Raw genomic sequence first — 20,231 nt, 5'->3', positions numbered from 1 at the left:
GGACGGGCCGCCCCATGAGACCACCCAGACGAGCTACGGCATCAGCGCCAACTCACGTTCACGGACATGTAGTCTATGAATCGTCGCAGTTCAGAGCCGGTATCCGAGCTCCTGTGGTCGGTAAAATCGACGAGGACTATGCGGTCCGCATCGCCAGCGACTGGAACGTCAAGCACAGCGGTGCGGGGTACGTGACGCGGTTCGAGGTGGACTCGGCGTTCCTGGAGCGGTACCCGGTCCAGCAGACCGGCGGGGAGACCATCCTGGAGCTGTGGGTTCCGGCGGAGGAGCTGGACGAGTTCAACGCGCACATCGTGGGGCGGATCGAAGTGGTGCGCGAGTTCCATGCGTGAGCGGGGGGATGTCCCCTACCCGCCCTTCCCAGGGCTCTGCCCTGACCCGCGCCTCAAACGTCGGCCGGGCTGGATTTGGTCGGTGTTTGAGGCGCGGGGGTCCGGGGCTGGCCCCGGGAGCGGCGCCGCGCGCGAGTATGGCGCGGCAGTAAGGACTAGCCCGTGCCCTGACGGAGGGCCGCGCGCAGTCGTTGGGTTGGTCTGGTTCTCCTGGGTGTTGCACGGGTTCTTGTTGTGTTGCGTGACCTTGTCGGGTTGGGCTCGTTTCGTATGTGGGTCCGATGATCGGACAGTAGGTCGCGAGCGGGGCGGGGGTGTGGGCGTGCGGCGGAAGATCGTGCTGGGCGAGGGGGAGGCAGGCTGGGTGGCGTGCGCGTCCGCGACCGCGTTCCGGGGCGTGGACACGATCAGTGGTGAGGTGCTGAACGCGCCCGTGCTGGGTGAGCGGGCTGGCTGGCTGACCGGACTGGTGGAGTCGATGGCCGCCGGGGTGATCGGTGGGTACTGGTTTCGGGCGGAGCTTGCCCGGCTCGCTTTGGGTGTAGGGCCGTCGGGTGAGCGGTTGCCGTCGAACGCGTGGATGGCGTTGCGGACTCTGGGCTGGACGGCGACCGTGCCGGAGGGCCTGTATGTGCCCGACCGGGTCCGGCGGGTCGCGGAGGAACAGGCCGGGCGGGTGCTGCGCTCGGCCGAATGGCGGGCCGGGCTGGTGGATGCGGTCCTGACTACTTGGCCGGCCGGTGTTGACCCGATGAAGCGCACCGAGGAGGAATGGGCGGCGCTGCGGGACGCCTGTCCGCAGGGGGCGGCAGTGCCCGCGTCCGTCTTCCGTTCCCGGACCCGGCAGGTGCTGCGGTTCCTCACCGCGCACCTGCGTCTGCCGGTTGGCCTGTGTGAGCTGGAGGCGGCGCCGGGCGGTGGCCATCAGGTGGTGCTGGCTGCCGCCGACAAGCAGCTCGCCACCCTCGTCCGATGCGAGGATGACCCCGCCCGCTACGCGGTGCTGACCGTACGGCTCCCGGCACGTCCAGACCCGCGTACCCGTGCCGACTGGCGTCCGGTGCGGATCCGTTTCCGGCTGCCGCCCACCATCGACGCCGCCGCGGCCCTGCACGCCCCGACGTTGCGCCTGCGCGCCGGGCGGCTGCGACTGGATGTCGCCCACACCACCGGCGTGCCCAAGACGCTGCGCGACGGGCACTTCCAGGCGGTGGCCTTCGACTACGGACTGAACACCCTGCTCACCGGCGGCACCCTCACCCTGACCGGTGGAATCCAACCGGCCGTTCTGACCGACGGGCAGCCCGTCTTCCTCCGCATGAACGGGGTCCTGGCCAAGGCCGACCGGCTCCGCATCCACGCCGAACACCTGTGGACCAAAGCCGCACACCTGCAACGCCTCATCGATGGCCAGGTTGCCCTCGCCCGCCGTGTCCCCGCCCCACCCGGAACACCAGCAGCCACACCATCGGCGGCTGGCCCGGGTGGAAAGCGTCCGGCGGGGCGGCCGCCCCAGACACCCACCCACCGCACCCGGCGGCGAGATGGGCGGCAGGCACCGCACACGATGAGCACCCCCAACCGGCACCAGCCGACCGGGGCCAGACTCGGCGCAGGCTTCCACCTGCACACCCACGCCACCCCGCTCAAACAGTGGCCACGGCGAGACCCGAGACTCTTTTCCCAAGGGGCCGAACGCCCAGACCCACCCAGGAAAACCTAAGCTCATCCGAGACGCTACAGCCGCTCGATGATGGTGACGTTGGCCTGGCCGCCGCCCTCGCACATGGTCTGGAGTCCGAAGCGGCCGCCCGTGCGCTCCAGTTCGTGCAGGAGGGTCGTCATCAGCTTGACGCCCGTCGCGCCCAGGGGGTGGCCCAGGGCGATCGCGCCGCCGTTGACGTTGACCCGCTCCGGGTCCGCGCCCGTTTCCTTCAGCCAGGCCAGGGCCACCGGGGCGAAGGCCTCGTTGATCTCGACCAGGTCGATGTCGGAGAGGGACATGCCGGTCTTCTTCAGGGCGTACGCCGTCGCCGGGATCGGCGCCGACAGCATGCGGATCGGGTCCTCGCCGCGGACCGACAGGTGGTGGATGCGGGCCCGCGGGCGCAGCCCGTGTTCCCGTACCGCCCGCTCGGAGGCCAGCAGCATCGCCGCCGCGCCGTCCGAGACCTGGGAGGAGACCGCCGCCGTGATCGTGCCGCCCTCCATGACCGGCTTCAGGCCCGCCATCTTCTCCAGGCTGGTGTCGCGGCGCGGGCCCTCGTCGACCGACACCGATCCGTACGGCACGATCTCCCGCTCGAAGCGGCCCTCGTCGATCGCGCGCAGCGCCCGCTGATGGGAGCGCAGGGCGAACTCCTCCATGTCGAGGCGGGAGATGCCCCACTTCTCGGCGATCAGCTGGGCCCCGTAGAACTGGTTGACGGGGGAGTCCCCGTACCGGGCCCGCCACCCCGCCGACCCCAGGTACGGGCCCTCGGTGAAGCCCAGCGGCTCCGCAGCCTGCCGCGAGGCGAAGGCGATCGGGATCATCGACATATTCTGGGTGCCGCCCGCGACCACCAGGTCCTGGGTGCCGGACATGACGCCCTGAGCCGCGAAGTGCACGGCCTGCTGCGAGGATCCGCACTGGCGGTCGATGGTGACGCCCGGGACCTCCTCGGGGAGCCCCGCCGCCAGCCAGGCCGTCCGGGCGATGTCGCCCGCCTGCGGCCCCACCGTGTCGAGGCAGCCGAAGACCACGTCCTCCACGGCCGACGGGTCGATCCCGGACCGTTCGACGAGGGCCTTGAGGACGTGCGCCCCCAGGTCGGCCGGGTGGACCTCGGACAGGCCCCCCTTGCGCCGCCCCACGGGGGTGCGTACCGCTTCGACTATGTAGGCCTCGGGCATCAGAACTCCTCAGGATTACGTTCGTGTGGCGATGCCGTCCAGGACCATGGACAGGTACTGGCGGGCGATCTCCTCGGGGCTGTGCTGGCCGCCCGGCCGGTACCAGGACGCCGCCACCCACACCGTGTCGCGCACGAAGCGGTAGGTGAGGCGGATGTCCAGGTCGGCGCGGAAGACCCCGTCCGCGACCCCGCGCTCCAGCGTCCCCAGCCACGCCTTCTCGAACTTGACCTGCGAGTCCGAGAGGTAGTGGAAGCGGGGCTGGACCGACAGGTGCCGGGACTCCTTCTGGTAGATGGCGACGGCGGCGCGGTGCCGGTCGATCTCCCGGAACGATTCGGTGACGAGTGCCTCGATGGTCTGCCTGGGTCCGAGACCGGCGGCGAGGACGGTGTCGTACCCGTCCCACAGCTCGGTCAGGAAGGCCGAGAGGATCTCGTCGAGCATCGATTCCTTGGAATCGAAGTGGTAGTAGAGGCTGCCGGCGAGCATGCCGGCGGCGTCGGCGATCTTGCGGACGGTGGTGGCGTTGTAGCCCTGCGCCGCGAAGACCTCTGCGGCGGTGTCGAGGAGTTCGCGGCGGCGTTCGGGCGACGCCGTCACCTGGGGCTTCTTCTTGGCCGTCGGTGCGATCGGCTTGTTCGTTGGCACCTGCCCATTCTCGTCATAGGGCGCCCTACGCGTGCTGACTGCTGACCGACACGGTCTCGCCCGTCATGTACGACGAGTAGCCGCTGGCCAGGAAGACGATGACGTTGGCGACCTCCCAGGGCTCGGCGTACCGGCCGAAGGCCTCGCGGGCGGTCAGTTCGGCGAGCAGTTCCTCGCTGGTGACCTTCACCAGGTGCGGGTGCATGGCCAGGCTCGGCGCCACCGCGTTGATCCGTACGCCGAACTCCGCCGCCTCCAGCGCCGCGCAGCGGGTCAGCGCCATCACCCCGGCCTTGGCGGCGGCGTAGTGGGCCTGCCCGGTCTGGGCGCGCCAGCCGATGACGGAGGCGTTGTTGACGATCACCCCGCCCGTTCCCGAGGCCTGCATCGAGCGCATGGCGGCGCGGGTGCAGCGGAACGTGCCGTTCAGGGTGACGTCGAGGACGCGGGACCACTGGTCGTCGGTCATCTCGACCAGATGCGCGGTGCCGCCGAGCCCGGCGTTGTTGACGACGAGGTCGAGGCGGCCGTGGAGCCGTTCGGCGAGCGCGAAGAAGGCGCTCACCTGCTCCTCGTCGGTGACGTCGCAGGGCAGGGAGGCGACCCGGTCCGCGCCGAACTCCGCGGCCAGCGCCTCCTCGCTCTCCTTCAGCCGCCGGGCGTGCGCGTCGCCGATGAGGACGCGGGCGCCCTCCTCCAGGAACCGGCGCGCGGTGGCCCCGCCGATGCCGGCCCCGGCGGCCGCGGTGATCACGGCGCTCCGGCCGGCCAGCAGCCCGTGCCCCGCCACGTACGCGGGTGCTTTGCCTATCGCGTTCACGCCCGTACCTCCTTGGGAAGGCCGAGGATGCGCTCGGCGACGATGGTGCGCTGGATCTCGTCGGAGCCCGCGTAGATGGTGTCGGAGCGGGAGAAGAGGAAGAGCCGCTGCCAGTCGTCGAGGTCGTACGGGTCCCCGTGCGCCCCCGCCGCGAGGAGCGAGGCGGCTCCGCGGACGTCCATGGCGAGTTCGCCGAGGTCCCGGTGCCAGCGGGCCCAGTACAGCTTGGCCGTGGACGGGGCGACCCCGGGCCGCAGCGCGGAGGCGCGCATGGTCTCCAGGCCGATCCAGGCCCGGACGAGCCGGTCGCGGATCAGCGGATCGGCCGTGGCGCCGTTGCGCTTCGCCAGTGCGGCCAGGTCTTCGAGCTCGCGGCGGAAGCCGACCTGCTGGCCGAGGGTGGAGACCCCGCGCTCGAAGCCGAGGGTGGCCATGGCGACGGCCCAGCCCTCGCCGGGCGCGCCGACGACGTGGGCGGCGTCGGTGCGGGCCCCGTCGAAGAAGACCTCGTTGAACTCCGAGGTCCCGGTCAGCTGCACGATGGGCCGGACTTCCACCCCGGGCTGGTCCATAGGGACCAGCAGGTAGGACAGTCCCGCGTGCCGGCGGGAGCCCGGCTCGGTGCGGGCGACGACGAAGCACCACTGCGAGGCGTGGGCCAGGGAGGTCCAGATCTTCTGGCCGTCCACCACCCACGCGCCGTCCACCAGGGCGGCCCGGGTGCGGATGTTCGCCAGGTCCGAGCCTGCGTCGGGCTCGCTGTAGCCCTGGCACCACAGCTCCTCCACGGCCCGGATGGGCGGCAGGAAGCGCCGCCGCTGCTCCTCGGTGCCGTGCGCGATGAGGGTGGGGCCGAGGAGCTGCTCGCCGATGTGGTTCACGCGCGCGGGCGCGTCGGCCAGCGCGTACTCCTCGTGGAAGGCGATCTGCTGCCCGGTGCTCGCGCCGCGGCCGCCGTACTCGACGGGCCAGCCCACGCAGGTCCAGCCGTGCGCCGCCATGTGCCGCTCCCACGCGAGGCGTTCGGCGAAGGCCTCGTGCTCCCGGCCCGGTCCGCCGCGGCCCTTGAGGGCGGCGAACTCACCGGTGAGGTGGGTCCGTAGCCAACTCCGAACCTCGGTGCGGAACTCCTCGACGCTGCTCATGGCCGTACGTTAACCTACCAAACACTTGTTAGGGAAGGATCCCAGGGATGCCCGACGAAACCCCCGTGCTCTACGAGCGCCGCGGCCCGGTCGCGTACGTGACCATGAACCGCCCCCGATACCGCAACGCCCAGAACAGCGCGATGACCTACGCCCTCGACGACGCCTTCTACCGCGCCGCCGATGATCCCGCGGTCAAGGTCCTCGTCCTGGCCGGGGCCGGCGAGCACTTCTCGGCGGGCCACGACATCGGCACCCCGGAGCGCGACGCGCACCTGCCCTTCGAACGCCGGGCCGGCCTGTGGTGGGACCACTCCCAGCGCTCCGGCGCCGAATCCCGCTTCGCCCGGGAATCCGAGGTCTACCTCGGCATGTGCCGGCGCTGGCGCGAACTGCCCAAGCCCGTCATCGCCTCCGTCCACGGCGCGTGCGTGGCCGGCGGGCTGATGCTCGCCTGGGTCTGCGACCTGATCGTGGCCAGCGAGGACGCCTTCTTCGCCGACCCCGTCGTGCGCATGGGCATCCCCGGCGTCGAGTACTTCGCCCACCCGTGGGCGATGCCCCCGCGCATCGCCAAGGAGTTCCTCTACACCGGTGACCGGATGCCCGCCCGCCGCGCCTACGAGATCGGCATGGTCAACCGGGTCGTCGAGCGGACCGAACTGGCAGAAGCCACCGACCGGCTCGCCCTGCGGATCGCCGAGATGCCCTCCTTCGGCCTCGCCCTCACCAAGCGGGCCGTCAACCAGGCCGAGGACCTCCAGGGCCTGCACACCGGCATGGACTCCGTCTTCGGCCTGCACCACCTCGCGCACGCCCACAACGCCGAGACGACGGCGGACTCGCTCGGCGGCATGGACATATCGGGAATGAAAGGTGCCGCGATGAAGGGCTCCGCGATGAAGGAGGCGAACAGCTGATGGACCTGAACCATGCTGCGGACGTGGAGGCCTTCCGGGCCGAGGCGCGCGATTGGCTGGCCGCCCACGTGCCCGCGACCCCCCTGCCCTCCCTGGAGACCCGGGAGGGCTTCGCCGCCCACCGGGAATGGGAGGCGCTCCTGCACTCCGCCCGCTGGGCGGTGGTGTCCTGGCCCGAGGAGTACGGCGGCCGCGGCGTGGACATCGAGCACTGGCTGGTCTTCGAGGAGGAGTACTGGGCCGCCGGCGCGCCCGGCCGGGTCTCCCAGAACGGCATCAACCTGCTCGCCCCCACCCTCTTCGACCACGCCACGGACGAACAGCGCGCCCGCGTCCTGCCCTCCATGGCCGCCGGCGAGGTGATCTGGGCGCAGGCCTGGTCCGAGCCCGAATCCGGCTCCGACCTCGCCTCCCTGAAGTCCCGCGCCGTCCGCACCGACGGCGGCTGGCTGCTGTCCGGGCAGAAGACCTGGTCCTCGCGGGCCGCCTTCGCCGACCGCGCCTTCGGCATCTTCCGCACCGATCCCGAGGCCCCCAAACCGCACCAGGGCCTCACCTATCTGATGTTCGACCTGCACGCCCCCGGGGTCACCGTGCGGCCCATCGGCCGCCTCGACGGCAAGCCCGCCTTCGCGGAACTCTTCCTCGACGAGGTCTTCGTCCCCGACGCGGACGTCATCGGGGAGCCCGGACAGGGCTGGCGGATCGCCATGTCCACCACCGGCAACGAACGCGGGCTCACCCTGCGCGCACCCGGCCGCTTCCTCGCCGCCGCCGACCGCCTCGTGGAGCTGTGGCGCAGCCACGGGGACCCGGCCGACACCGCGCTGCGCGACCGGGTCGCCGACGCGGTGGTCGGAGCGCGCGCCTACCAGCTGTTCACCTGGGCCAACGCCTCCCGTTTCGCCGCCGGCGAGACGATCGGCGCCGAGTCCAGCCTGAACAAGGTGTTCTGGTCCCAGTACGACATCGCCCTGCACGAGAGCGCCCTCGACCTGCTGGGCCCCGACGCGGAACTCGCCGACGGCGAATGGGCCGAGCCGTGGATCTTCTCCCTCGCCGGTCCCATCTACGCGGGGACCAACGAGATCCAGCGCGACATCATCGCCGAGCGGCTGCTCGGCCTCCCGAAGGGCCGCCGCTGATGCGCTTCCTGCCGACCGAAGAACAGGCGGACTTCGCCCGCACCCTGCGCGGCCTGCTCGCCGCCTCGGACGTCCCGGCGGCGGTACGGGCCTGGGGCGCGGGCGACCACACCCCGGGCACGGCCCTGTGGGCGCGGCTCGCCGCCACCGGACTGTTCGCCCTCGCCGCCGACGAGGCCCACGAGGGCATGGGCCTCATGCCACTGGAACTGGCGACCGGGTTCGTGGAGCTGGGCCGCGCCGGAGTCCCGGGCCCGCTGGTGGAGACGGCCGCTGCCGCCGTACTCCTCACCCGGCTCGGCGACGAGGCACTGGCCAAGCGGTTCCTCCCCGGGCTGGCGGCGGGGGAGACCTCGGCCACCCTCACCCTGCCCGGCGGGACCCCGTACGCCCTGGACGCCGACGCGGCCACCCACCTCTTCACGGTGTCCCCGGCCGGGGAGCTCCGGCTGGCCGCCGTCGCCGGACCGCTGCGCACCTCCACCGACCCCGCCCGCCGCCTGGCCCTCCCGGCCGGGGGCGGCGAACTCCTCGCCGCCGGCCCGGCGGTCACCGCGGCGGCCCGGGACGCCGCGGACTGGGCCCGGCTGCTGACCGCCGCCCAGTGCCTCGGGGTCGGCGAGGCCCTCCTCGCGCGCACGGTGGAGTACGCGAAGCAGCGCACCCAGTTCGGTACGGCGATCGGCGGCTTCCAGGCGGTGAAGCACCGGCTGGCCGACACCCTGATCGGCCTGGAGTTCGCCCGGCCGCTGCTGTGGGCGGCCGCGCTCTCCCTGGCCCCCGGGGAGGTCGCCGCGGCGAAGCTGACCGCGGGCGAGGCGGCGTACGCGGCCGCCATGACCGCGCTCCAGCTCCACGGGGCCGTCGGCTACACCGAGGAGCTCGACCTCTCCCTGTGGCTGCGCAAGGCCCGCCCGCTGCGCGACGCGTGGGGGAGCCCCTCGCAGTGCCGGGCGGCGGTGCTTCAGGAGCGGCTCCGGGCGCTGTAAATCCGAAGCGTGGTGGCGAGCGCGGTGTTCGCCACGACGATCACCGTGAACCAGAGGGACGGCAGCCGCTGCCCGAGCGCGAGCAGCGCCAGGGCGGCGGCGCCGAACACCACCGCCTTCACCCCGAGCCGAGCGGCGAGCGGGACGGCGTACCGGGCCTTCGGCGCGGCGAACATCCCCCAGAGCACGGCCGCGGCGAGCGGCGCGGCCACCGCCAGGACGATCGATCCCGCCAGGCCGATGCCACGGGTGAAACCCCACCAGGCGAGCAGGCCCAGGGCCAGCAGCTCCAGCAGGAAGGCGAGGCCCTCGTTGGCGAGGAAGAAGACCTTGACGGCGGAGGGCAGCGGAGAAGAGGAGGACATGCCCGCCAGCCTCGTGCGGCCGGGGCGGAGGGCGCCAGTCCGCACCGGGCCGTCTCAGATGACGGCCACGCTGACGGTCACCACGTAGGGCTCCTCCACCGTCCCGTCCGGAAAGACCGGATCCAGCCGCTCCCGCTCGGCGTCCAGGAACTCCCGCGTCCCCGCCTCGCCCAGCAGCAGGAACGCGGAGTGGCTGGCCAGGTTCGCCAGGTGCGCCTCCAGCGGGATCCGCCGGGACCACGGGACGGTCCGCGTGGCGAAACCGGAGTCGAGGCCGCGCGGGAGCGTGCGGTAGCCCAGGGCCTGGGCGGTCCCGCCGACCGCGCCGGCGCCGCCGGCGACCGCGCCGCCCGGGCCGCCGGCCTCGAAGAAGGCACGGATCCGCTCGCCCTGCCCCGCGACCCAGCCGGCCGACTCGTCCAGGTCGTTCCACCAGATCGCGAGCGCCCCGCCGGGCTTCAGCACCCGGCGGGCCTCGGGCACGGACCGCGCCGGATCCGTCCAGTGCCAGGCCTGGGCGTACGTCAGGAAGTCGAAGGCGGCCCCGGCCAGCGGCAGCCGGTCCCCGTCCCCGCGCACGATCGGGATCCCCGGCCGGGTGCGCCGGAACTCGGCGGCCATCCCGTCCCCGGGCTCCACCGCCACCACCTCGGCTCCCCGGGCGCGCATCGGCGCCGTCCCGATCCCGGTCCCCGCGCCCACGTCGGCCACCCGGGCCCCGGCGAACCGGCGCCCGGCCAGCTCCTCGACGGCGTCGTACAGCGCCTCGGGATAGCCGGGCCGGTGCTGCCCGTAGAGAGCGGCGGCGCCGTCGAAGGACCGGGCCCGGGAACGGGGAGTCGTCGTCATGGCGCCATTGTTTTCGATCACGCCAGTACCGGCCAGCCCCTCCGGGGCAGTGCTCACGCGGCGCGGACCAGCCCCGCCTCGTAGGCGAGGATCGCGGCCTGGGTCCGGTTCGAGAGGTCGAGCTGCGTCAGGATCCGCGAGACGTACGTCTTCACGCTCGCCGGGGACAGGTGCAGCGCCTCCGCTATCTGCAGGTTCGTCCGCCCCTCGCCGACCAGCGCGAGGACGTCCCGCTCGCCGGGGGACAGGGTGGAGAGCTGCTCCGCGTGGTCGGGAGCCCCGGTGCGGGTGTCCGCCCGTTCCAGCAGCACCCGCATCACCCCGGGAGCCAGCGCGCTGCCGCCCGCCGCGACCGTGCGGATGCCGGCGAAGAGCTCCTCGGGGCGCAGGTCCTTCAGCAGGAACCCGGCCGCTCCGGCCCGCAGCGCGTCCAGGACCAGGTCGTCCGCCGTGTAGCCGGTGAGGACGAGCACGCGCGGGGGCTCCGGCAGGCGCAGCAGCTGCAAGGTTGCCTCCATGCCGTCGACCTTCGGCATGACCAGGTCCATCAGCACCACGTCCGGCCGGTACGTGCGCGCCAGCGGCACGGCCTCGGCCCCGTCGGCGGCCTCCGCGACCACCTCGATGTCGGGCGCGCTCGCGAGCAGGGTCACGAGTCCCGACCGTATGAGGCTCTGGTCGTCGACCACCATCACGCGGATCGTCATGTGACCCACCTCCCCCTGATGCCCCTGATTCCCCGTCTTATTGCGGACATTACCGCCATACCGGGACTTAAGTCCCCTCAACCCTCCCTCCCCAGTCCCCTTTTGCTGTCCTGCTTGTCCTCTTTCGGCGACTTCGGCGACCCCCCGTCCTCCCGGACGGTGGTTACCGAGGCCGAACGCACCACCGCTTCACCCGGTGCACCCGGCCTCCGCAATGTCCCCGAAGTCAGGAACTCCGCATGTCTTTCCCGTCTGCTCGTACCCTCGCCGGTCTCGTTGTCGCCGGTATCGCCGCACCCGCCGCCGTGGGTCTCGTGGCACAGCCCGCGTCCGCCGCGTCGGTCGGCACGTGGGACAAGGTCGCCCAGTGTGAGTCCACCAACGACTGGAGCATCAACACCGGCAACGGCTACTACGGCGGCCTGCAGTTCTCCTCCAGCACATGGGCGGAGTTCGGCGGCCGGCAGTACGCCCCCCAGGCCAACCAGGCCACCAAGGCGCAGCAGATCGCCATCGCCGAGAAGGTCCTGGCGACCCAGGGCCCCGGCGCCTGGCCCTCCTGCGGCAAGCTCGCCGGCCTGCAGCGCGGCGGCCCGGCCCCCGAGGCCCCCGAAGCTCCTGCCAGGGGCGCCGGCACCTCGACCGCGAACAAGAACGCCGACGCACCGGCCGCCCCGAAGGCCCAGGGCGCGAACACCTACACCGTCGCCAGCGGCGACACCCTCGGCACCATCGGCTCCGAACTCGGCGTCAGCTGGCAGACCCTCTACTCCGAGAACCGCTCGGTGATCGGGTCCAACCCGCACATGATCCTCCCGGGCCAGCGCCTCGCGTACGGCTCCGGCGGCTCCTCCGACTCCGGCAGCGGCACCCCGGCCACGCCGAAGTCCTCCAGCTCCTCCAGCTCGTCCAGCTCCGCGAAGTCCTCGGACTCGTCGAGCTCGTCCAAGAGCAGCTCCCGCGGCAGCGCCGAGGGCGTCCTGCCCGTCTCGGGCGGCACCGTCTCCGCGCGCTACCACCAGGCGGGCGGCTGGGCCGCCGGCCACCACACCGGAATCGACTTCGCGGTGTCCACCGGCACCCAGGTCCGGGCCGCGGCCGCCGGCACCGTCGTCTCCTCCGGCTGGCAGGGCGCGTACGGCAACGCCGTGGTCATCAAGCACGACGACGGCCGCTACACCCTGTCCGCCCACCTCTCCTCGGCGACCGCCTCCGAAGGCGAGCGCGTCTCCGCCGGCGAGCAGATCGGCCGCTCCGGCAACACCGGCAACTCCACCGGCCCGCACCTCCACTTCGAGGTCCGCTCCAGCAACAGCTACGGCGCCGACGTCAACCCGGTCACCTGGCTGAACGGCCTCGGCGTCTCCCTGTAGGGAACGAGCCGGTTCACTGCGAGCCGGTGCCCCAAGAACGCGTCCCCCCGGGATGCCCCTTCGGCGGAAGAAGGGCAACCTGGGGGGACGTTTTGGCATGTTCTACGCACTTCTGTGCGTCATGGGGGGTGGAGTCATGCAGGCCGTGCCCGGTCGCGCCGGACAGCTGCTGGAACGGGGTCTGCGCACCCTGACCGGAGAGAGCGGCGGGGCGCCCGACCCCGTGCGCGCCCGCCGCACCGACATCTGGCTCGCCCTCGTCTGCGGGCTGCTCACCACCCTCAACCTCCACGACGTCCACCGCTTCGGCCTCGTCACCGACTACTCCACGAGCCTGGCCGCCGGCTGGCTCGCGGCCGTCTCCCTGCTGTGGCGCCGCTCCCACCCCTGGATACCGGCCCTCGTGGCCACCGCCGCCACCGTCATCTCCGACGACCGCGGCCCCCTCGTCTTCGCCGCCTACGCCCTGGCCGCGTACGGCCGCACCCACCGCTGGGGCGGTGTCCTGCTGATGGCCGTCGTCTACGCGGCCACCCGCGACCTGTTCCTGCCGCTCGGGTACGCCGGGCGCGACCCCGCCTCCTTCGTCCTCGGCTCCATCCTCGTGCCCGCCCTGTACGGGGAGACCGTGCGCCGCAACCGGCACGTCATGACCGCGCTGCGCGAGCGGGCCCGCCAGGCCCACGCCGCCGTGGACCAGGCGGCCGACCTGGCCGTCGTCCAGGAGCGCACCCGTTTGGCCCAGCGCACCCACGACGGCCTCGGCCACCGCCTCACCGCCCTCACGATGCAGGCGGCCGCCCTGCGCCTGGACGCCGAGGCCGACCCCCGCCTCCGGGAGGCCGCCGGCGCCGTGGAGGAATCGGCGCGGGCCGCGATGGCCGAGGTCAGGGAGGTGCTGGACATGCTGACCGACCCCGCGGGCAGTCGCGCGTACACCTCCCCGGTGGACGTGGGCCGCTTCCTCGGCTCCCTGGCCCGGAACATGCGGGCCACCGGCATGGAGATCACCCACCACACCCAGCCCGGCCTGGGAACCTTCCCGGCGGCCGACGGGCGGCTGCTGCTGCGGATCGCCCGCGAGGGGCTCACCAACGCGGCGAAGTACGCCCCCGGCTCCGCCGTTCGGATGAATCTGTACGCCGAAGACGGGGAGGTTCGCCTCGACGTGGTCAACACGGCCCCCGAGGGGGAGCGGATCGTGCTGGACTCGGGCGGGATGGGCATTCCGGGGCTCCGGCGCGCCCTCGCGGAGGTGGGCGGGCAGCTGCGTGCAGGACCCACGCAGGACGGAGGTCACATGCTCGCGGCGACACTCCCCGACCGACGTGTGCTAGCTTAGAGCTCGTTGCAGTTGTGGTACCCATGAACTTTATGTGCGCCTGACGGGAATGCTCCGACAGGCGCTTTTATTGTTTTGCCGGAATCTCCGGATGGGGCCCTTTGCCGCCTATTCAGGAGATTCAAAAATGGCACTTGGCACCGTGAAGTGGTTCAACTCGGAAAAGGGCTTCGGCTTCATCGAGCAGGACGGTGGCGGCCCGGACGTCTTCGCCCACTACTCGAACATCGCCACCCAGGGCTTCCGTGAGCTCAACGAGGGCCAGCGCGTGTCCTTCGACGTCACCCAGGGCCAGAAGGGCCCCCAGGCGGAGAACATCCTCCCCGCCTAAGGCAGTCAGCACGCCGGGGTCCGCACCGAGTCGGTGCGGGCCCCGGCTTGTCTGCTGTTTCGCACCATTTGTTTGCAGTGCTTTGTGCAGTACCTGCCGGTTTCAGGAGGGCTTTCTCGCATGACCAGCTCCAGCTCCGCACGACCCAGCCGCCGCCCCACCCGGGGTCGAGGTGCGGCTCAGGGACGTCCGAAGGCTGGCGCGGGACGGCAGAAGTCCGCCCCCGTAGCCAGGCCCCAAGAATTCACCATGCCCGAACCGCTGACCCCGGCCCTGCCGCCGGTGGACTCGTTCGGCGACATGGACATGCCCGAGGCGCTGCTGAAGACCCTCGCCGCCCAGGGCGTCACCGAGCCGTTCCCGATCCAGGCCGCGACCCTGCCGAACTCCCTCGTCGGCCGTGACCTGCTCGGCCGCGGCCGTACCGGCTCCGGCAAGACGCTGGCCTTCGGCCTGGCCCTGCTGGCCCGCACCGCCGGCCGCCGCGCACAGCCGAAGCAGCCGCTCGCGCTGGTCCTCGTACCGACCCGCGAGCTCGCGCAGCAGGTCACCGACGCGATGGCCCCGTACGCCACGGCCGTCAACCTGCGGATCACGACCGTCGTCGGCGGCATGTCGATCAACCGGCAGTCCGGCGCCCTGCGCCGCGGCGCCGAGGTGCTCGTCGCCACCCCCGGCCGCCTGAAGGACCTCATCGACCGCGGTGACGCCGACCTCTCCCAGGTCTCCATCACCGTCCTCGACGAGGCCGACCAGATGACCGACATGGGCTTCATGCCGCAGGTCACCGCCCTGCTCAAGCAGGTCCAGCCCGAGGGCCAGACCATGCTGTTCTCGGCGACCCTCGACAAGAACATCGACAAGCTCGTCAAGATGTTCCTCACCGACCCGGTCGCCTTCTCCGTCGACCCGTCCGCCGGTGCGGTCAGCACGATGGAGCACCACGTCCTGTACGTCATGGACGAGACCGACAAGAAGGCCGTGGCCACGCGCATAGCCGCCCGCGACGGCCGGGTGATCATGTTCGTCGACACCAAGCGCGGGGTCGACCGCATGGTCAAGAAGCTCCTCGCCGACGGCGTCCGCGCCTCCGGCCTGCACGGCGGACGCTCGCAGCCGCAGCGCAACCGGACCCTCGACTGGTTCAAGACGGGCGAGGTCACCGCGCTGGTCGCCACCAACGTGGCCGCGCGGGGCATCCACATCGACGACCTCGACCTCGTCGTCAACGTGGACCCGCCGACCGACCACAAGGACTACCTGCACCGCGGCGGCCGTACCGCCCGCGCCGGCGAGTCCGGCAGCGTCGTCACCCTGGTCCTGCCCGACCAGAAGCGCGACATGACCCGCCTGATGTCGGACGCCGGGATCTCCCCGCACACGGCTCAGATCAAGTCCTCCGACGAGGAGCTCGCGCGCATCACCGGCGCCAAGGAGCCCTCGGGCATCCCGGTCGTCATGGACGTGCCGCAGGCCACCCCGCCGCGTCAGCGCTCCGCCGGCCAGGCCGGCGGGGGCTCGGGCTCCGGCGCGCGCCGCCGCTCGGGCGGACCGCGTACGGGCGCCGGCAACGGCGCGGCTCCGGCAGCCGGGGGCGGCCGCGGCCGTCGCACCGGTGGCGGCGGCGCCGCCGGGCAGGCTCCGGCCTCCGGCCAGGCCCGCCGCGGCCAGGGCGGACAGGGCGGTTCCACGGCCGGTTCCGGCGAGCGCGGCCGGCGTACCGGAGGTGCCCCCTCCGGTGGTGCCGCCGCCGCTTCGGCCCGCAGCCGGGTGGGTGGCGCCGGCCAGGGCCGCCGCCGCTCCGCCTGATCTGGAGAAGTACGTACGGACCACTGCGCCGGGCGGCAGCTGCCGCCCGGCGCAGTGGTGTTTTCCGCTGCCCGGCGGATGGCTAGCGGACCATCTTCACCTGGAGTTTCGCCAGGGTCCTCAGGTCCAGCCCGAGGCCGTCGGTGAGGTAGCCGTAGAGGCTGCCGTAGTCGGCCTCCATCTGCGTGGTCGCCGCGTTCAGGTAGTCCTGGCGGACCTCCTGGAGCGGGATCAGCAGATCGGGGTTCTGCATCCGGCCGGATGCCTTGATGCCCGCCCGCACCTGGGCGTCGTACGCCGCGCGGAAGGTGTTCGAGGCCAGGTAGTCGCGCTCGGCCGTGGCCTTCGGGACGGCCAGGGCGTTCAGCAGGATGTAGCTCATCCAGCCCGTCCGGTCCTTGCCCGAGGTGCAGTGGTACAGCAGCGGGCCCTGGTTGCCGTCGGCGATCTCGCGGAGGGTGGTCGCGAACTGCGCCCGGTTCTCGGGGTTGGTCACGAACGCGCGGTAGACGTCGCGCATGTACGCCTCGGCGCGGCCGCCGCCGAGCATCTGCTCCTGCACGACGGGATCACCGCTGCCTATCGCGGTGACCAGGGTCCCGTACAGGCCGAGGTCGTTGACCGGACGGGCGGTGGAGACCAGACCGGCGGGCAGTTTGTCGGCCCCGTCGTACTGGACCTCCATCGGGATGCGGAAGTCGAGGACCTTCTTGAGGCCCAGACCGCCGACGGTGGTGACGTCGGCGGCGGTCAGCTTGCCCAGTGCGTCGGAACGGTAGACCAGCCCCTGACGGACTTGGCCTCCGGTCCAGGTGCGGTAGCCACCGAGGTCGCGGAAGTTGACCGCGCCCTGGAGGGGGATCTGGCGGATCGTTTCCGTCGACTGCGCGGGCTGGTGGTGGCGGGAGACGGAGGCGCTGTCGGCCGGAGCGGCGTACGCGGCGGCGGGCAGGGTCCCGATGGCGAGGGCGGAAGCGAGCACCGCGGTCGCCAGGCGGATTCGGGCACGGCTCATCTGGGGCAACTCCTGTAACGGAGAAGGGGAATCACCCTGGTGGTGGCAGGGTGCCGAGCAGGTGCGGGGGGAGGGAAAGACGCTGTGGGGGAGTGAGGCCGTGCAGCCGTTCCAGCACGGCGTGTGCCTCGGCCATGACGCGGGTGACGAGCTCCGCACAGGACGGAAGATCCTCGATCACGCCCGCGACCTGGCCCGATGCCATGACGCCGAGGTCCGTACGGCCCTCGACCATGGACGCCTTGAGGAGCATGGGGGTGTTCGCGGCGAGCAGCACCTGGCTCCAGGACAGGTCCTTGCCGTGTTTCATCGCGAGGCCGTCCCGGACCATCTCCGCCCAGGTCAGACCCGATAGCTTCTTGAATCCGGCCGCGTGCCGCACCGCCTTGGCCAGCGCCTTCGCCCGGCCGGCCCGCTCCAGGGAAGCGACCAGCTCGCTGCGCAGCATCCGGTGCGGGAGCCCGTCCACGGCCGTGGTGACGGTGACGTCCTTCACCGTCGCCTTCAGGTACTCGGCCTTCACCGCGTCCGGGACCGTCGAGTCGGAGGTCAGCAGGAACCGGGTGCCCATGGCGATGCCCGCGGCCCCGTAGGCGAGCGCCGCCACCAGACCGCGGCCGTCGCTGAAGCCGCCCGCCGCGATCACCGGGATGTCCACCGCGTCGACCACCTGCGGCAGCAGCACGGTCGTGGCCACGTCACCGGTGTGCCCGCCGCCCTCGCCGCCCTGCACGATCACCGCGTCCGCGCCCCACGCCGCGACCTTCTCGGCGTGCCGGCGGGCTCCGATCGACGGGACCACGACCACGCCCGCATCCTTGAGCCGCGCGATCAGCTCCTTGGACGGGGCCAGCGCGAAGGAGGCCACCCGGACGCCCTCGTCGATGATCAGCTGCGCGCGCTCGGCCGCGTCCCCGGCGTCCGCGCGCAGATTGACCCCGAACGGGGCGTCCGTACGGGACTTGACCTCCTGGATCGCCGCCCGCAACTGCTCCATCGTCATGGTCGCCGAGGCCAGGATGCCGAGCGCGCCCGCGTTGGCAGCCCCCGACACCAGGCGCGGACCCGCCACCCAGCCCATGCCCGTCTGCACGATCGGATGCTCGACCCCGACCAGCTTGGTGAATGCCGTCTCCATCGGCTCAGACCCGTACTTCCCGGTCGCGCAGCCCCTTGGGGTCGACGACCTCGCGGATCAGCCGCAGCTCCTCCGCCGTCGGCTCCCGCGTGTACGGGACCTCCTCGGGCAGGTCCAGCTCGAAGCCGGTCGCCGCCCGGACCTGCTCCACCGTGACCCCGGGGTGCAGGGAGACCAGGCGCATGGCGTGGTCCGGGCCGGTGAAATCGAAGACACCGAGATCGCTGACCACGCGGGGGAGCCGGTGGAACCGGGTCACCCCGGCCGCCTCGGCGCGGTCGTAGCCCACGCCGCTCACCATGTCGACGCGCTCGACGAAGACCCGGGTGGAGTGCTTGGGGATCCAGTAGCTCACCGGATTGTTCAGGGTGTTCACCGGGGCGCCGCGCACCCCGAGGAGCTGGCGGGCCGGCTGCTCCCAGTCCCCGATGCAGGAGATGTTCTGGTTGCCGAACCGGTCGATCTGGCTGGCGCCCATCATCACGTGCCGGCGGCCGCCGGTGACCATCGTCAGGTGGCGGCGGTACGGGAGCCAGCCCTCGGCCGAGCCGTCCAGCCCGACCAGCATGGCTTCGCCGTCGGTCAGCAGCAGGTCGGGGGAGAAGGTCCGCTTCGCCAGCCGGGCACCGAAGGAGGGCACCAGGCCCATCGGGCTGGCCAGCACCTCGCCGTTGTCCCGCCAGGCCTCCGCGCAGGCGATCACGCAGTACTCGGCGCGGGTGACCGCGGCTGTGGTCGTCGTGGAGGGCGTGCTCACTTCTGCTCCTCGTGCCAGGCCTGGACGGCCGACTGGTAGGCGTGCTCGCTGCCGCCGGAGAGGAAGCGCTCGGCGAACTCGGGCCAGGGGGTGGTCGCGTACAGCTTCTGGAAGGCCTCGTCGCGGTCGTAGTCGGGGGCGCAGGAGGTGAAGTGCGCGCCGTTCGGGGTCTCCACGACCCCGGTGACCGAGTGGCGGCTGACCAGCAGGGACTGTGGCGGCCCGGATTTTGCGAGCTCCGCGGTCTCGACGAGCTGCTCGCAGGAGACGTAGGCGGCGTCGGCCGCCTCGCAGAAGAGGTCGTCGAAGTACGGGTCGGGGCCCAGGTACTGGGCGTTGCCGAGCCGGTCGGCCCGGTTGAGGTGGACCAGGGCTGCGTCCATGCGCAGGGCGGGGACCGCCACGAACTCCTCCCCGTCGGCGTACGGGGACGTGACGGTGCGCAGCTCGGGGTTGACGCGCATGACGTCCGAGCCGAGGCCGGCCCGGACGGGGAGGAAGGGCATCCGGTTGGCGGCCGCGTGCAGGCCCCACATGAACATGGCCTCGTCGAGCTCGGTGAGGGCGAAGGCGCGGCTCTCGCGGGCGGCCCGGTAGTGCGGCTCCAGTGGGATGGAGTCGAGGGTGACGAAGGGGGTGACCAGCTTGCGGATCCGGCCGGCGGCGGCGAGCAGGCCGACGTCGGGGCCGCCGTAAGAGATCACGGTGAGATCGGTGATCTCGGAGCGGAGCAGTGCGCGCACCAGGGCCATGGGCTTGCGGCGCGAACCCCAGCCGCCGATGCCGATGGTCATCCCGCTGCTCAGCCGGCCGACCGCCTCTTCGGGAGTCATGCTCTTGTCGGTCATGCCGATTCCGCCTTTGCTCCTGTGCTTCCGGAGGGTCCGCTGCTGCCGAAGGTGTCGCGGACCCGGTCCGCCACGCCGCTGAGGTTGGCCTCGAAGGTGAAGCCCTGCTCGAAGCGGTAGCTGCGGCGCACGTCCACGGGGTCGATGCCGTTGATGGCCGCCTTGGCGAGCCGGATGAGGTACCCGTCCTTCTTCGCGATCTCGGCGGCCAGCTCCAGGGCGGCCGTCCGCAGTTCGCCCGGCGGGACCACCTTCCACACCGAGCCGTGCGCGTGCAGTTCGGCGGCGGTGGCGGTGCGCGAGGTGTAGTACAGGGTCCGCATGAGGTGCTGCGGGACGAGCCGGGCCAGGTGGGTGGCGGCCCCGAGGGCGCCCCGGTCCAGTTCCGGCAGCCCGAAGGTCGCGTCCTCGGAGGCGACGATGGCGTCGGCGTTGCCGACCAGGCCGATCCCGCCGCCGAGGCAGAAGCCGTTCACGGCCGCCACGACCGGTACTTCGCACTCGTAGACGGCGGCGAAGGCCTCGTAGCAGCCCCGGTTGGCGCCGATGAGCGAGGCGTGGCCGGTATCGCGCTGCATCTCCTTGATGTCCACGCCGGCGTTGAAGCCGCGGCCCTCCGCGGCCAGGACCACGCACCGGACCTCCGGGTCGCGGCCGGCCGCGCGCAGGGCGTCGGCCAGGTCGTACCAGCCCTGCACGGGCAGTGCGTTGACCGGCGGGAAGTCGACTGTGACGAGTGCGATGCCCTTGTCGGGGCTTGAGGTGGAGACACCCATGAG

The 20,231-nt window shown here is 72.1% G+C and carries 21 protein-coding genes; 9 read left to right on the top strand and 12 right to left on the bottom strand.

The window, feature by feature from the left end:
• The first annotated feature begins 14 nt into the window (after positions 1–14).
• Both AC061S_RS05955 and AC061S_RS05950 read left to right on the top strand, forming a co-directional pair.
• A complete protein-coding gene (locus tag AC061S_RS05955) occupies positions 15–353 on the top strand; it encodes a hypothetical protein (RefSeq protein ID WP_478684778.1) in 339 nt (112 codons plus the stop codon).
• Positions 354–594: 241 nt separating this feature from the next.
• Positions 595–2,076: a hypothetical protein gene (locus AC061S_RS05950; protein WP_478684769.1), complete on the top strand. Its 1,482-nt coding sequence runs from the start codon at positions 595–597 to the stop codon at positions 2,074–2,076.
• A 14-nt stretch (positions 2,077–2,090) separates the two neighbouring features.
• On the opposite strand, the gene AC061S_RS05945 is transcribed toward AC061S_RS05950, so the two are convergent.
• Genes AC061S_RS05945 through AC061S_RS05930 form a run of 4 tightly spaced genes read right to left on the bottom strand, consistent with a single transcriptional unit; the run spans position 2,091 to position 5,864 of the window.
• Positions 2,091–3,248 carry an acetyl-CoA C-acetyltransferase gene (locus tag AC061S_RS05945; protein WP_478684768.1) on the bottom strand — a complete coding sequence of 386 codons (1,158 nt, stop codon included), beginning with the start codon at positions 3,246–3,248 and terminating at the stop codon, positions 2,091–2,093.
• Between the two features lie 15 nt (positions 3,249–3,263).
• On the bottom strand, positions 3,264–3,899 hold the full coding sequence (locus AC061S_RS05940; protein ID WP_478684767.1) for a TetR/AcrR family transcriptional regulator: 636 nt from the start codon (positions 3,897–3,899) through the stop codon (positions 3,264–3,266).
• Positions 3,900–3,924: 25 nt separating this feature from the next.
• Complete coding sequence (locus AC061S_RS05935) at positions 3,925–4,710, bottom strand: SDR family oxidoreductase (protein ID WP_478684777.1); 786 nt, start codon at positions 4,708–4,710, stop codon at positions 3,925–3,927.
• 5 nt (positions 4,711–4,715) lie between these two features.
• Complete coding sequence (locus AC061S_RS05930) at positions 4,716–5,864, bottom strand: acyl-CoA dehydrogenase family protein (RefSeq protein WP_478684766.1); 1,149 nt, start codon at positions 5,862–5,864, stop codon at positions 4,716–4,718.
• 47 nt (positions 5,865–5,911) lie between these two features.
• Between AC061S_RS05930 and AC061S_RS05925 the strand changes: the two genes are divergently transcribed.
• The 3 genes from AC061S_RS05925 to AC061S_RS05915 are packed head-to-tail and all read left to right on the top strand — an operon-like array spanning position 5,912 to position 8,918.
• Positions 5,912–6,784 (top strand): enoyl-CoA hydratase, encoded by an 873-nt coding sequence (locus tag AC061S_RS05925; protein ID WP_478684765.1) that lies wholly within the window; start codon positions 5,912–5,914, stop codon positions 6,782–6,784.
• The gene (locus AC061S_RS05920) at positions 6,784–7,929 is read left to right on the top strand and encodes an acyl-CoA dehydrogenase family protein (protein WP_478684764.1); all 1,146 of its coding nucleotides are present in this window, start codon (positions 6,784–6,786) and stop codon (positions 7,927–7,929) included. Before AC061S_RS05925 ends, AC061S_RS05920 begins: the two co-directional genes overlap by 1 nt.
• Positions 7,929–8,918 (top strand): acyl-CoA dehydrogenase family protein, encoded by a 990-nt coding sequence (locus tag AC061S_RS05915; RefSeq protein ID WP_478684763.1) that lies wholly within the window; start codon positions 7,929–7,931, stop codon positions 8,916–8,918. Before AC061S_RS05920 ends, AC061S_RS05915 begins: the two co-directional genes overlap by 1 nt.
• On the opposite strand, the gene AC061S_RS05910 is transcribed toward AC061S_RS05915, so the two are convergent.
• The 3 genes from AC061S_RS05910 to AC061S_RS05900 are packed head-to-tail and all read right to left on the bottom strand — an operon-like array spanning position 8,894 to position 10,839.
• On the bottom strand, positions 8,894–9,283 hold the full coding sequence (locus AC061S_RS05910; protein WP_478684762.1) for a YrdB family protein: 390 nt from the start codon (positions 9,281–9,283) through the stop codon (positions 8,894–8,896). The two genes, AC061S_RS05915 and AC061S_RS05910, sit on opposite strands and share 25 nt — an antisense overlap.
• Positions 9,284–9,337: 54 nt before the next feature.
• Entirely contained in the window at positions 9,338–10,132 is a 795-nt protein-coding gene (locus tag AC061S_RS05905) for a class I SAM-dependent methyltransferase (RefSeq protein WP_478684761.1), read from the bottom strand.
• Between the two features lie 53 nt (positions 10,133–10,185).
• The gene (locus AC061S_RS05900; protein ID WP_407839644.1) at positions 10,186–10,839 is read right to left on the bottom strand and encodes a response regulator transcription factor; all 654 of its coding nucleotides are present in this window, start codon (positions 10,837–10,839) and stop codon (positions 10,186–10,188) included.
• Between the two features lie 239 nt (positions 10,840–11,078).
• Between AC061S_RS05900 and AC061S_RS05895 the strand changes: the two genes are divergently transcribed.
• The 4 genes from AC061S_RS05895 to AC061S_RS05880 all read left to right on the top strand — a co-directional run bounded on the left by AC061S_RS05895 (position 11,079) and on the right by AC061S_RS05880 (position 15,694).
• On the top strand, positions 11,079–12,212 hold the full coding sequence (locus AC061S_RS05895; RefSeq protein ID WP_478684760.1) for a peptidoglycan DD-metalloendopeptidase family protein: 1,134 nt from the start codon (positions 11,079–11,081) through the stop codon (positions 12,210–12,212).
• Between the two features lie 97 nt (positions 12,213–12,309).
• Positions 12,310–13,554, top strand: a complete 1,245-nt coding sequence (locus AC061S_RS05890; protein WP_478684759.1) for a sensor histidine kinase — start codon at positions 12,310–12,312, stop codon at positions 13,552–13,554.
• A gap of 127 nt (positions 13,555–13,681) precedes the next feature.
• Positions 13,682–13,885, top strand: a complete 204-nt coding sequence (locus tag AC061S_RS05885) for a cold-shock protein (RefSeq protein ID WP_112447913.1) — start codon at positions 13,682–13,684, stop codon at positions 13,883–13,885.
• Between the two features lie 120 nt (positions 13,886–14,005).
• Entirely contained in the window at positions 14,006–15,694 is a 1,689-nt protein-coding gene (locus AC061S_RS05880; protein WP_478684758.1) for a DEAD/DEAH box helicase, read from the top strand.
• 82 nt (positions 15,695–15,776) lie between these two features.
• On the opposite strand, the gene AC061S_RS05875 is transcribed toward AC061S_RS05880, so the two are convergent.
• Genes AC061S_RS05875 through AC061S_RS05855 form a run of 5 tightly spaced genes read right to left on the bottom strand, consistent with a single transcriptional unit; the run spans position 15,777 to position 20,228 of the window.
• Positions 15,777–16,709, bottom strand: coding sequence for a tyrosine-protein phosphatase (locus AC061S_RS05875; RefSeq protein ID WP_478684757.1), 933 nt, complete (start codon positions 16,707–16,709; stop codon positions 15,777–15,779).
• A 31-nt stretch (positions 16,710–16,740) separates the two neighbouring features.
• Positions 16,741–17,847, bottom strand: a complete 1,107-nt coding sequence (locus AC061S_RS05870; protein ID WP_478684756.1) for an NAD(P)H-dependent flavin oxidoreductase — start codon at positions 17,845–17,847, stop codon at positions 16,741–16,743.
• A gap of 4 nt (positions 17,848–17,851) precedes the next feature.
• Positions 17,852–18,604, bottom strand: a complete 753-nt coding sequence (locus AC061S_RS05865) for a CoA-transferase subunit beta (RefSeq protein WP_478684755.1) — start codon at positions 18,602–18,604, stop codon at positions 17,852–17,854.
• Positions 18,601–19,452: a CoA transferase subunit A gene (locus tag AC061S_RS05860; RefSeq protein ID WP_478684754.1), complete on the bottom strand. Its 852-nt coding sequence runs from the start codon at positions 19,450–19,452 to the stop codon at positions 18,601–18,603. Before AC061S_RS05860 ends, AC061S_RS05865 begins: the two co-directional genes overlap by 4 nt.
• Positions 19,449–20,228 carry an enoyl-CoA hydratase family protein gene (locus AC061S_RS05855; protein WP_478684753.1) on the bottom strand — a complete coding sequence of 260 codons (780 nt, stop codon included), beginning with the start codon at positions 20,226–20,228 and terminating at the stop codon, positions 19,449–19,451. Before AC061S_RS05855 ends, AC061S_RS05860 begins: the two co-directional genes overlap by 4 nt.
• Positions 20,229–20,231: the final 3 nt, after the last annotated feature.

This window comes from Streptomyces sp. CA189, assembly GCF_056428985.1.
The sequence above is the reverse complement of the archived record's forward strand: the minus strand, read 5'-3'. Positions and strand labels throughout refer to the sequence as shown.